Raw genomic sequence first — 12,122 nt, 5'->3', positions numbered from 1 at the left:
GCCCCGTTGTCGTACCGGCGGTAGTACCGGTGTCGTATCGGGGGGAAGTCACCGTCCGTCACCCCTTACGCCCGGGCCGGACGCCCTTTACTCTGATCTCTGCCTGGTAGTTACTCGTGAGTTAAAAAGCCGCGCAGCACAACCGCCGCACCGTCGCGGGCCCCGGAGGATGTCGTGAGCGACACACAGACCCTGATCGAGAACCGTCCGCCGTCCGTCGCGGGCCTCTTCCTGGAACGGGTGTCGGCCACGCCCGACGCGGAGGCGTACCGGTACCCGGTACCGGCGCCGTCCGGTCAGGGGCCCGACGACTGGAAGTCGCTGAGCTGGGCGCAGGCCGCCGAGCGGGTGCACGCGATCGCGGCCGGCCTGATCGGGCTCGGCATCGAGCCGGAACAGCGCGTCGCGCTCGCCTCGTCCACCCGGATCGAGTGGATTCTCGTCGACCTCGGCATCATGTGCGCGGGCGCCGCGACGACGACGGTCTACCCGCAGACCAACGACGACGAGGCGGCGTACATCCTCGCCGACTCCGAGAGCCGCGTCCTCGTCGCGGAGGACGCCGCGCAGCTCGCCAAGGTCGTCGCCAAACGCACCGAGCTGCCCGAGCTGGCGTACGTCGTCGTCATCGACCCGGCCGGCGCCGACACCGGCGAGGACTGGATTCTCACCCTCGACGAGCTGGAGAAGCGCGGGGCGGACCGGCTGGCGAAGGAGCCCGGTCTGGTCGAGGAGAAGGTCGCCGCGATCACCAAGGACCAGCTGGCCACCCTGATCTACACCTCGGGTACCACGGGTCGTCCCAAGGGGGTACGCCTCCCGCACGACAACTGGTCCTACATGGCGAAGGCGATCGCCGCGACCGGGCTGATCAGCGGGGAGGACGTGCAGTATCTCTGGCTGCCGCTGGCCCACGTCTTCGGCAAGGTCCTCACCTCGGGGCAGATCGAGGTCGGGCACGTCACCGCCGTCGACGGCCGCGTCGACAAGATCATCGAGAACCTCCCCGTGGTGCAGCCGACGTACATGGCGGCCGTGCCCCGGATCTTCGAGAAGGTCTACAACGGGGTTGCCGCGAAGGCCCGTGCGGGCGGCGGGGCCAAGTACAAGATCTTCCAGTGGGCCTCCGCCGTCGGGCGGGAGTACGCCAAGGTCACGCAGGACAACTTCATGCGGACCGGCAACCGGACCGCGCCCTTCGCGCTGACCGCGAAGCACAAGGCCGCCGACACCCTCGTCTTCGCCAAGATCCGCGAGGCGTTCGGCGGACGGCTGCGGGCCGCCGTCTCCGGCTCCGCCGCGCTCTCCCCGGAGATCGGCTACTTCTTCTCCGGCGCCGGTATCCACATCCTTGAGGGGTACGGGCTGACCGAGTCGTCCGCCGCGTCCTTCGTCAACCCCGGCGAGGCGTACCGGACCGGGACGGTCGGCAAGCCGCTGCCCGGCACCGAGGTCAGGATCGCGGACGACGGGGAGATCCTGCTGCGCAGCCCCGGGATCATGGAGGGCTACCACAAGCTGCCCGACAAGACCGCCGAGGTGCTGGAGTCCGACGGCTGGTTCCACACCGGGGACATCGGGGAGCTCTCGCCGGACGGCTTCCTGAAGATCACCGACCGCAAGAAGGACCTGATCAAGACGTCCGGCGGCAAGTACATCGCGCCCGCCGAGGTCGAGGGGCAGTTCAAGGCCGTCTGCCCGTACGTCTCCAACATCCTCGTGCACGGCGCCGACCGGAACTTCTGCACCGCGCTGATCGCCCTCGACGAGCCGTCCCTCCTCGGCTGGGCCGGGGAGAACGGGCTCGGCGGCAAGTCGTACGCCGAGGTCGTCGCCGCGCCGGCCACGGTCGCGCTGGTCCAGGGGTACGTCGACGAGCTGAACGCCGGGCTCCAGCGCTGGCAGACCATCAAGAAGTTCCGCCTGCTGCCCCGCGATCTCGACGTCGAGCACGGCGAGATCACCCCCAGCCTCAAGCTCAAGCGGCCCGTGGTGGAGCGGTCGTACAAGGAGCTGCTGGACGAGATGTACGCGGGGACGCGCGAGGCGTAGACGGCCCCCCGCCGGGTTCCCGGCACGCGTTGAGCAGCCCCCTGCCGGTCGCCCGGCAGGGGGCTCCTCTGTGCGCCGTGCGCGGGGGAGATGGGGCAGATGCTCGAATCCCGTCCTCAATTGGGCCCTCTTCGAGCACGCGCACAGCACTGTTCTCACTCATGACGACCCAGTTCGGTAACTCGGCGCTTATGGGTGTGGTCGGTCTGTCACCCTGTCTGGGTCGGCCGAGGTGTACGCGAACCAACTGCTCGGGGAGGGGAGCCGCTCATGGGGACCATTCCGACGCAACGGGAGTCGACCCCGATCGCTCGCGCGCGCCGGGCGACGAGGGTCGCCGCGACCCTGCCCGGCAGTGCCCTCGCGCCGTGCACGGCACGGGAGTTGCTCGGGCGGGCCATCGAGGAGTGGGCCGCTGCGGGCCGCCGGGCCACCGCCCGCGCTGGGGACGAGGCGGTGCTCGTCCTCAGCGAACTCGTCACCAACGCCGTCGTCCACGCCGGCACCGACGTCGAGGTCAGCTGCCGGCTGGAGGAGCCGAGGGAGGGCCCGGGAGGGCCGTACGACATCGTCGTCGAGGTCTCCGACCGGCACCCCTCGCGGACCCTGCGGGACGGCGACCCGGAGCCGTCGTACGAACCCGCCGAGTACGGGCGGGGCTTGAGGCTCGTCACCGCGCTCGCCATGGAGTGGGGGGTGACGTACCGCAGGGACGGGAAGACGGTGTGGGCGCGGCTCGGGGAGGGCGAGGGGTGCGGGGAGTGCGGCGGGGTGGAGCGCTGCGAGGCGTGCGGGGCCGAGGAGGGCGTCCGGCGGCCCGTCTCCGTGCTCGCGCCGCTGCCCTCGCTCGGGCTCGCCGTCGCGCTCGCCCCCGAACCGCAGGGCGGGCCCGACGAGCGGGACTGGCTGGGGCGCGGCGCGCTCTCCTTCCTCGCCGAGGCGTCCGACCTGCTCGCCGGGCAGCTCGACGAGGACCTCGTGGCCTCCCTCACCGGCCAGCTCCTCGTGCCGAGGGTCGCCGACTGGTGCGCGGTCTGGCTGGAGGACGAGACGATCGGGGCCGGCACCCGGCTCGCCCGGGTCTGGCACGGCAGCGAAGGGTGCCTGGAGGCGCTCAGGCGGGAGCTGGAGCAGTTGCCGCCGCGGCCCCCCGATACCGGCCGGCCCGTCGGCACCCAGCCCTACGCCCACCCCTGGCCCGTCCAGGCCCTCGGCTCGCCCGGCACCGCCCTCGCCTACCGGCTCGTCGCCGGCGGACGCCATCTCGGCACGCTCGTCATCGGCCGCTGCGGACTCCAGCGGTTCCCCGACGAGGTCACCGGCCTCGTCGAGGACCTCAGCCGGCGCGTCGCCCTCGCGATCGGGGCGGCCCGGCAGTACGCGCGGCAGGTCACCATCAGCGCCGTCCTCCAGAGCGGGCTGCTGCCCGGCGCCGTCGCCGAGATCCCCGGCGTGCACAGCGCGCTCGTCTACGAACCCCGGGAGAAGGGCGGGCCCAGCGGCGACTTCTACGACCTCTTCCCCGCCGGGGACGGCCGCTGGTGCTTCGCCGTCGGCGACGTCCAGGGCAAGGGGCCGGAAGCCGCCGTCGTCATCGGCCTCGCCCGGCCGTGGCTGCGGCTGCTGGCCCGCGAGGGGTACCGGGTGGCGGACGTCCTCGACCGCCTCAACCAGCTCCTCCTGGACGACGCGACCGAGGCCGCCGACGCCGCCGCCCGCGCGTACGTCGGCCCCGCGGGCCCCGGCGAGGGCCCCCAGACCCGCTTCCTCTCCCTCCTCTACGGCGAACTGGTCCCCTACGACGGAGGGGTACGGGTCACCCTCGCCTCCGCCGGGCACCCGCTGCCGCTGCTCCTGCGGCCCGACGGCAGCGTGTGCCCGGTCGCGCAGCCCCAGACGCTCATCGGGGTCGTCGAGGACGCCACCTACACCAGCGAGGTCCTCCACCTGCTGCCCGGCGACAGCCTCCTGTGCGTCACCGACGGCGTCACCGAACGCCGGGACGGCGGGCGGCAGTTCGACGACGACGACGGACTCGCGATCGCGCTGGCGGGGTGCGCGGGGTACGGCGCGAAGGAGATCGCCGAGCAGATCCGGGACCTCGTCCACGGGTTCGGGTCACGGCCGCCGGAGGACGACCTGGCGCTGCTGGTGCTCCAGGCCGAGTAGCTCAGGAGTACTACGGGGGTGAGGGGCGCGGCCGAGGGCGGGCGGCCGGGGTAGCTCTCGGGTACTACGGGGTGCGGGACAATGGGGGCATGCCTTCCGTACTTCCCGACGGTGAACCCGTCCCCGCCGACGGCGCGCTGCCCGCCGCCGCGCTCGCCGGGGCCGGGGACCGGCCGCTCGGCTTCTACCTGCACGTCCCGTACTGCGCCACGCGCTGCGGGTACTGCGACTTCAACACGTACACCGCGACCGAGCTGCGGGGTACGGGAGGCGTCCTCGCGTCCCGGGACAACTACGCCGACACCCTGATCGACGAGATCCGCCTCGCCCGGAAGGTCCTCGGAGACGATCCCCGCGAGGTGCGGACCGTGTTCGTCGGCGGGGGCACGCCGACGCTGCTGGCCGCCGACGACCTCGTACGCATGCTCGCGGCGATCCGGGAGGAGTTCGGGCTGGCGGACGGCGCGGAGGTCACCACCGAGGCGAACCCGGAGACCGTCGACCCCGCCTACCTCGCCGCGCTGCGGGCGGGCGGGTTCAACCGGGTCTCCTTCGGGATGCAGAGCGCCCGGCCGCACGTCCTGAAGATCCTCGACCGCACGCACACCCCCGGCCGCCCCGAGGCGTGCGTCGCCGAGGCCCGCGCCGCCGGGTTCGAGCACGTCAACCTCGACCTCATCTACGGCACGCCCGGCGAGTCCGACGACGACTGGCGGGCCTCCCTCGACGCCGCGCTCGGCGCCGGTCCCGACCACGTCAGCGCGTACGCCCTGATCGTCGAGGAGGGCACCCAGCTCGCCCGCCGCATCCGGCGCGGTGAGGTGCCCATGACCGACGACGACGTCCACGCCGACCGCTACCTCATCACCGAGGAGACCCTCTCCGCCGCCGGGTTCTCCTGGTACGAGGTCTCCAACTGGGCCACCTCCGACGCGGCCCGCTGCCTCCACAACGAGCTGTACTGGCGCGGCGCCGACTGGTGGGGCGCGGGTCCCGGCGCCCACTCCCACGTCGGCGGCGTGCGCTGGTGGAACGTGAAACACCCCGGCGCGTACGCGGGAGCCCTGGCGGGCGGCGGATCACCGGGCGCGGGGCGTGAGCTGCTCTCCGACGAGGACCGCCGGGTCGAGCGCATCCTGCTCGAACTCCGGCTCCGGGAAGGGGTCCCGCTGAGCCTCCTGCGCGAGGAGGGCGCCGCCGCCGCACACCGCGCGCTGGGGGACGGGCTGCTGGAGGCGGGCCCGTACGACGAGGGGCGGGCCGTGCTGACGCTGCGCGGGCGGCTGCTCGCGGACGCGGTCGTCAGGGACCTGGTCGACTGACCGCCCTCACCCCTCCGGGGGCGCGGTCACATGGTCGATGAGGTGCTCGACACAGCGCAGCAGCTCCGGCTCCAGGTCCTTGTAGGACGTCACCCGCTTCAGGATCGCCTGCCACACCGCGCCGGTGTTCTCCGAGGGCCAGCCGAGGGCCCGGCACACCCCGGTCTTCCAGTCCTGGCCGTGCGGGACCCTGGGCCAACCCGTAATACCGAGGGACGACGGCTTCACCGCCTCCCAGATGTCGATGTACGGGTGGCCGACGACCAGGGCGTGGTCGCCGGTGACCGACTGGGCGATCCGCCACTCCTTCGTGCCGGGGACGAGGTGGTCGACGAGGATGCCGAGGCGGGCGTCGGGGCCGGGGGCGAAGGCGTCGACGATCGCGGGGAGGTCGTCCACGCCCTCCAGGTACTCGACGACGACGCCCTCGATGCGGAGGTCGTCGCCCCAGACCTTCTCGACCAGCTCGGCGTCGTGCCGGCCCTCGACGTAGATGCGGCCCGCACGGGCCACGCGGGCGCGGGCGCCGGGGACGGCGACCGAACCGGAGGCGGTGCGGGCGGGCGCCGCGGCGGCCGGAGCGGACGGTCTGACCAGGGTGACGACCCGGCCCTCCAGGAGGAAGCCGCGGGGTTCCAGCGGGAACACGCGGTGTTTGCCGAAGCGGTCCTCCAGGGTGACCGTGCCCGCCTCGCAGCGGATCACCGCGCCGCAGAATCCGGTGCCGGGTTCCTCGACGACGAGGCCGGGGTCGGCCGGGATCTCGGGGGCGGGGGCCTGCTTCTTCTTCCAGGGAGGGGTCAGGTCCGTCGAGTACTGGCGCATTCGGATGACGATAGGAGAAGCGCGCGGGGACGGTCCCGTCTTCACCCGTGCGACACGCCGAAGCGTTCGCGCAGAGCGTCGCGCTGGCGCCGGACGAACTCCGCGTCCACGACCGCTCCGTGACCGGGGACGTACAGCGCGTCCGCCCCGCCCAGCTCCAGCAGCGCGTCCAGCACACCCGGCCACCTCCCGGGCACCGCGTCCGGCCCCGCCTGCGGCTCACCCGACTCCTCCACGAGGTCGCCGCAGAAGACGACGGGAGGGGAGCCGGGGACTTCGGGGCGGACGAGGACGACCAGGTCGTCGGGGGAGTGGGCGGGGCCGAGGCGGGCGAGGAGGACGTCGACGGGGGCGAGGGGCTCGGGGGCGTACACGGCGGGGACGGCCTTCCCGACCGCGACCCCGCCCGCGCCGGGCCCGCCGCCGTCGTCCGCACCCGCGACCGCCTCCGCGCCGGGCCCGCCGGCATCGTCCCCGTCCCCGGTTCCTCCCAGCCGCAGTTGCCACGTACCCCTCACCACATGATCCGGCGTGATCAGCCTGGCCGTCGCCTCCTCGGCGAGGTGTGGGGGGAGGCCGTTGCGGACGGCGTCCGTGGTGAGTTCGGCGGCATCGTAGGCGGGGGAGGCCGCGAAGACCTTCGCTTCCGGGAAGGCCGCCGCGCCGAGGACGTGGTCGAAGTGGGAGTGGGTGAGGGCGAGATGGGTCACATTGACGCCGGTGAGGTGGGCGGCCTCGGTGCGCAGGCGGGTGCCCTCCGGGAGGCTGGAGCCCGCGTCGATCATGAGGGCGCCGGTCGGGGTGGCCACCAGGCCGACCGTGCAGTCCCAGCCGGGCAGCCGCACGCGTCCGACTCGATCCGACAGCCGCTCCCAGCCCAGCTCTTCCCAAGTCACCGTCATACAGAGACGCTAGCCCTACCATGCGGCGACGGGGACGACCTTGCCCCTGTGGCACCCGACCGCCGTACACTGGCAGTCGTCAGGGGAGAGTGCCAGGGGCGGACAACTGGAGGTGTGCGCGGTGCTGAGTGAACGCAGGCTCCAGGTGCTGCGCGCGATCGTCCAGGACTACGTGGGGACCGAGGAGCCGGTCGGCTCCAAGGCGCTCACGGAGCGGCACAACCTCGGCGTCTCCCCGGCGACCGTGCGCAACGACATGGCCGTCCTGGAGGACGAGGGCTTCATCCACCAGCCCCACACCAGCGCCGGCCGCATCCCCACCGACAAGGGCTACCGGCTGTTCGTCGACCGCCTGGCCGGCGTCAAGCCGATGACGGCGCCGGAACGCCGGGCGATCCACCACTTCCTGGACGGCGCGGTCGACCTGGACGACGTGGTGGCGCGCACGGTACGGCTGCTCGCGCAGCTCACCCGGCAGGTCGCCGTCGTCCAGTACCCCTCCCTCACCCGCTCCACCGTCCGGCACGTCGAGCTGCTGGCGCTCGCGCCCGCGCGGCTGATGCTCGTGCTGATCACGGACACGGGCCGGGTGGAGCAGCGGCTGCTGGACTGCCCGGCGCCGTTCGGGGAGCAGTCGCTCGCGGATCTACGCGCGCGGCTCAACAGCCGGGTCGCGGGCCGCCGGTTCGCGGACGTCCCCCGGCTCGTCGAGGACCTCCCCGAGGGTTTCGACCCCGAGGACCGGGGCACCGTCTCGATCGTGCTCTCCACGCTGATGGAGACGCTCGTCGAGGAGAACGAGGAGCGGCTGATGATCGGCGGAACCGCCAATCTCACCCGCTTCGGACATGACTTTCCCCTCACCATCCGGCCCGTCCTGGAGGCCCTTGAGGAGCAGGTCGTGCTCCTCAAGTTGCTGGGCGAGGCGGGGGATTCGGGCATGACCGTGCGCATCGGGCACGAGAACGCCTACGAGGGACTCAACTCCACGTCCGTCGTGTCGGTCGGCTACGGTTCGGGCGGCGAGGCAGTCGCCAAGCTCGGCGTGGTCGGACCGACCCGCATGGACTACCCGGGAACGATGGGAGCGGTACGCGCAGTGGCGAGGTACGTCGGACAGATCCTGGCGGAGTCGTAAGTGGCCACGGACTACTACGCCGTCCTCGGCGTGCGCCGTGACGCGTCGCAGGATGAGATCAAGAAGGCGTTCCGCCGGCTCGCGCGCGAGCTGCACCCGGACGTCAACCCGGACCCGAAGACCCAGGAGCGGTTCAAGGAGATCAACGCCGCTTACGAGGTGTTGTCGGACCCGCAGAAGAAGCAGGTCTACGACCTCGGCGGCGACCCGCTCTCGCAGAGCGGCGGCGGGGGCGCGGGCGGCTTCGGTGCGGGAGGTTTCGGCAACTTCTCGGACATCATGGACGCGTTCTTCGGGACGGCGTCCCAGCGCGGCCCGCGCTCGCGGACCCGGCGCGGCCAGGACGCGATGATCCGCCTGGAGATCGACCTCGACGAGGCGGCCTTCGGTACGACCAAGGACATCCAGGTCGACACGGCGATCGTCTGCAACACGTGCAACGGCGAGGGGGCCGCGCCCGGCACCACCGCGCAGACGTGTGACATGTGCCGCGGTCGCGGCGAGGTCTCGCAGGTCACCCGCTCCTTCCTCGGCCAGGTCATGACGTCCCGGCCGTGCCCGCAGTGCCAGGGCTTCGGGACGGTCGTGCCGACGCCGTGCCCCGAGTGCGCGGGCGACGGCCGCATCCGCTCCCGGCGGACGCTGACGGTCAAGATCCCGGCCGGCGTCGACAACGGCACGCGCATCCAGCTCGCCGGTGAGGGCGAGGTCGGGCCCGGTGGCGGTCCCGCCGGTGACCTCTACGTCGAGATCCACGAACTCCCGCACGCCATGTTCCAGCGCCGGGGCGACGATCTGCACTGCACGGTCACCCTCCCCATGACAGCGGCCTCCCTCGGCACGAAGGTGCCCCTGGAGACGCTGGACGGCATGGAGGAGGTCGACATCCGGCCCGGCACCCAGTCCGGCCAGTCGATCCCGCTCCACGGCCGCGGCGTCACGCATCTGCGCGGCGGCGGCCGGGGCGACCTCATCGTCCACGTCGAGGTCCAGACCCCCACGAAGCTGGACCCCGAACAGGAACGCCTCCTGCGCGAACTGGCCAAGCTGCGCGGCGAGGAACGGCCCACGGGGCAGTTCCAGCCGGGGCAACAGGGGTTGTTCTCGCGGTTGAAGGATGCGTTCAACGGGCGCTGACGCGAGCTGAGCGGACTGCTGGGGGTCCGGGGGTCGGCCCCCGGACAGACACGGTCAGCCGGGGCAACAGGGGTTGTTCTCGCGGTTGAAGGACGCGTTCAACGGGCGCTGAGTCGGCTTCGGCTCGGCCTTGATCCTGTTGGCATGTGCCAAACGTGGGGTCGGTTCGAGGTTGTTCGGGGGACGTGACAACATGCGGTCATGTCCTCCGAACTGACCGATCTCTGCCCGCTCCCGATCGTGCAGGCCCCCATGGCGGGCGGGGTCTCCGTGCCGCGGCTGGCTGCGGCCGTGTCCGAGGCCGGGGGGCTCGGATTCCTCGCCGCCGGGTACAAGACGGCCGACGGCATGTACGAGGAGATCAAACAGGTCCGGGGCCAGACCTCGCGGCCGTTCGGGGTGAACCTCTTCCTCCCGCAGCCGGAGTACGCCGAGGCGGGCGCGGTCGAGCTGTACGCGCACCAGCTCGCCGGCGAGTCCACCTGGTACGAGACCGAGCTCGGCGACCCCGAGAGCGGCCGGGACGACGGCTTCGAGGCCAAACTCGCCGTCCTCCTCGACAACCCCGTACCCGTCGTGTCGTTCCACTTCGGCGCCCCGAGCCCCGAGGTGCTGGAGAGGTTCCGGCGGGCCGGGACGTACACCCTCGTCACGGCGACCTCCCCGGAGGAGGCCGTCGCCGTGGAGCGTGCGGGCGCGGACGCGGTGATCGTGCAGGGCGTCGAGGCGGGCGGTCACCAGGGCACGCACCGCGACAACCCGGAGAACGACCGTGCGGGCGTCGGCCTGCTCGCCCTGCTCACCCAGGTCCGCGAGGCGGTCTCGCTGCCCCTGATCGCCGCGGGCGGCATCATGCGCGGCGCCCAGATCGCCGCGGTCATGGCCGCCGGCGCCTCCGCCGCGCAGCTCGGCACCGCGTTCCTCGCGACCCCGGAGTCCGGCGCGGCGGCCGTCCACAAGCAGGCCCTCACCAACCCCCTCTTCGCGCGTACGGAGTTGACGCGCGCCTTCTCCGGCCGCCCCGCCCGCGGCCTGGTCAACCGGTTCCTGCGCGAGCACGGCCCGTACGCCCCCGCCGCGTACCCGGAGATCCACCACCTGACCTCGCCGCTGCGCAAGGCCGCCGCGAAGGCCGGGGACGCGCAGGGCATGGCGCTGTGGGCGGGCCAGGGTCACCGCATGGCGCGGGAGCTGCCCGCCGGGGACCTCGTCGAGCTGCTCGCGGCCGAACTGGACGCCGCGCGGACCGCGTTGGCCGAGACGGCACCGCTGCCGGACGACGCGCCGACCGCCGACGGGGGCGTGGCCTGATGACCGCTCCGGTCTTCGTCGTCGAGCAACTCGGCGGCGTCGGGGCGGAGTTCGTCCTCGACGGGCCCGAGGGGCGGCACGCCGTCTCCGTGAAGCGGCTCCAGGCGGGCGAGTCGGTCGTCCTCACGGACGGGGCCGGGCGCTGGGCCGAGGGGGCGGTCGTCGCGGCGGAGGGCAAGGACCGGCTGACCGTACGCCTCTCCGGCGTCACCGAGGAACCGCTTCCCGCGCCGCGCCTCACCGTCGTCCAGGCCCTTCCCAAGGGCGACCGGGGGGAGTTGGCCGTCGAGACGATGACCGAGGTGGGGGTCGACGCGATCGTGCCGTGGGCCGCCGCGCGCTGCATCACGCAGTGGAAGGGGGAGCGCGGGCAGAAGGCGCTCGCCAAGTGGCGTGCCACGGCACGGGAGTCGGGCAAGCAGTCGCGCCGGGTGCGCTTCCCCGAGGTCGCCGACCTCGCGAGCGGCAAGCAGGTCGCCGCGCTCCTCGCGGGCGCCGACCTCGCCGTCGTCCTCCACGAGGACCGGGGCTACGGCAGCGCCCCCCTCGCCACCCTCGACCTCCCCTCCACCGGCGAGATCGTCCTCGTCGTCGGCCCCGAAGGCGGCGTCTCCCCCGAGGAGTTGGCCCTCTTCGAGGAGGCGGGCGCGGTGACGTGCCGGCTGGGGCGCAGCGTCCTGCGGACGTCCACGGCGGGGACGGCGGCGGGGGCGCTGGTGCTGGGGCGGACGGGGCGCTGGTCCTAGGGGAGTCGGCCGCCGGGTGGGTCGTGTGGCGGGGTCAACTCCGCGCCGGCAGCGTCTGGTCGACCCGGTCCGACACCGCCGGGAGGTGCTCCCAGCCGTTCAGCTCGGTGTCCGCCCGGAACAGGTTCCGGCACTCCGACTCGTCCGCGAACGCCCTTGCCACGGACGGGAGATGGAGGTTCAGGTAGTGCTGGGCCGTGCTGACCGAGCCCGAGTGGTCGGTGTAGCCGCTGCCCTGAATCCAGCGGCCCGTGCCCTCCTCGAAGACGAACCGCACCCGGACGCCGTCCCGGTGCAGGGTGAGGACCTCCTGGCAGGGGAGGCCGGTGGTACGAGCACGGTGGACGTGGTGGACCGACCAGCGGTACGTCCGGTCCGGCGTCGTCATCTTCCGCAGGCGCATGGCCGCCATCCTCGTGGTCCGGCAGGCGGCTGTCCGCTGATTTACCGGGGTGGCGGGCGTGCCCGGCCGATGCCGGGGAGTGATCCGAAAGCGGTGTCTCTTCGGGCGTTCCCTGCA

General features: G+C 72.8%; 10 protein-coding genes. 7 read left to right on the top strand and 3 right to left on the bottom strand.

The genetic code is table 11. The features are described 5' to 3' along the window. Nucleotides 1–174 precede the first annotated feature (174 nt). From ABZX85_RS10755 to hemW, 3 genes are all read left to right on the top strand, one after another. The gene (locus ABZX85_RS10755) at nt 175–2,052 is read left to right on the top strand and encodes an AMP-binding protein (RefSeq protein ID WP_355864812.1); all 1,878 of its coding nucleotides are present in this window, start codon (nt 175–177) and stop codon (nt 2,050–2,052) included. Between the two features lie 270 nt (nt 2,053–2,322). Next, nucleotides 2,323–4,221, top strand: coding sequence for a SpoIIE family protein phosphatase (locus ABZX85_RS10750; RefSeq protein ID WP_355864809.1), 1,899 nt, complete (start codon nt 2,323–2,325; stop codon nt 4,219–4,221). A gap of 89 nt (nt 4,222–4,310) precedes the next feature. Continuing rightward, complete coding sequence (gene hemW / locus ABZX85_RS10745) at nt 4,311–5,543, top strand: radical SAM family heme chaperone HemW (protein WP_355864806.1); 1,233 nt, start codon at nt 4,311–4,313, stop codon at nt 5,541–5,543. Between the two features lie 6 nt (nt 5,544–5,549). On the opposite strand, the gene ABZX85_RS10740 is transcribed toward hemW, so the two are convergent. Both ABZX85_RS10740 and ABZX85_RS10735 read right to left on the bottom strand, forming a co-directional pair. Continuing rightward, complete coding sequence (locus ABZX85_RS10740) at nt 5,550–6,368, bottom strand: DUF3097 domain-containing protein (RefSeq protein WP_355864803.1); 819 nt, start codon at nt 6,366–6,368, stop codon at nt 5,550–5,552. 41 nt (nt 6,369–6,409) lie between these two features. After that, nucleotides 6,410–7,270 carry an MBL fold metallo-hydrolase gene (locus tag ABZX85_RS10735; protein ID WP_355864800.1) on the bottom strand — a complete coding sequence of 287 codons (861 nt, stop codon included), beginning with the start codon at nt 7,268–7,270 and terminating at the stop codon, nt 6,410–6,412. A gap of 121 nt (nt 7,271–7,391) precedes the next feature. Between ABZX85_RS10735 and hrcA the strand changes: the two genes are divergently transcribed. The 4 genes from hrcA (at nt 7,392) to ABZX85_RS10715 (ending at nt 11,602) form a co-directional block, all read left to right on the top strand. Further along, a complete protein-coding gene (gene hrcA / locus ABZX85_RS10730; protein ID WP_355864797.1) occupies nt 7,392–8,408 on the top strand; it encodes a heat-inducible transcriptional repressor HrcA in 1,017 nt (338 codons plus the stop codon). Continuing rightward, nucleotides 8,409–9,545, top strand: coding sequence for a molecular chaperone DnaJ (dnaJ, locus tag ABZX85_RS10725; protein ID WP_355864794.1), 1,137 nt, complete (start codon nt 8,409–8,411; stop codon nt 9,543–9,545). 201 nt (nt 9,546–9,746) lie between these two features. Then, complete coding sequence (locus tag ABZX85_RS10720; protein WP_355864791.1) at nt 9,747–10,856, top strand: nitronate monooxygenase; 1,110 nt, start codon at nt 9,747–9,749, stop codon at nt 10,854–10,856. Then, a complete protein-coding gene (locus ABZX85_RS10715) occupies nt 10,856–11,602 on the top strand; it encodes a 16S rRNA (uracil(1498)-N(3))-methyltransferase (protein WP_355864789.1) in 747 nt (248 codons plus the stop codon). The genes ABZX85_RS10720 and ABZX85_RS10715 overlap by 1 nt, the downstream gene beginning before the upstream one ends. Nucleotides 11,603–11,636: 34 nt before the next feature. Here the strand turns inward: ABZX85_RS10715 and ABZX85_RS10710 are convergent, their stop codons facing one another. Further along, nucleotides 11,637–12,005 (bottom strand): hypothetical protein, encoded by a 369-nt coding sequence (locus tag ABZX85_RS10710; RefSeq protein ID WP_355864786.1) that lies wholly within the window; start codon nt 12,003–12,005, stop codon nt 11,637–11,639. Nucleotides 12,006–12,122: the final 117 nt, after the last annotated feature.

Source organism: Streptomyces sp. NPDC004539 (genome assembly GCF_040610055.1).
In the GTDB taxonomy this organism is placed as follows: Bacteria; Actinomycetota; Actinomycetes; order Streptomycetales; family Streptomycetaceae; genus Streptomyces.
The sequence above is the reverse complement of the archived record's forward strand: the minus strand, read 5'-3'. Positions and strand labels throughout refer to the sequence as shown.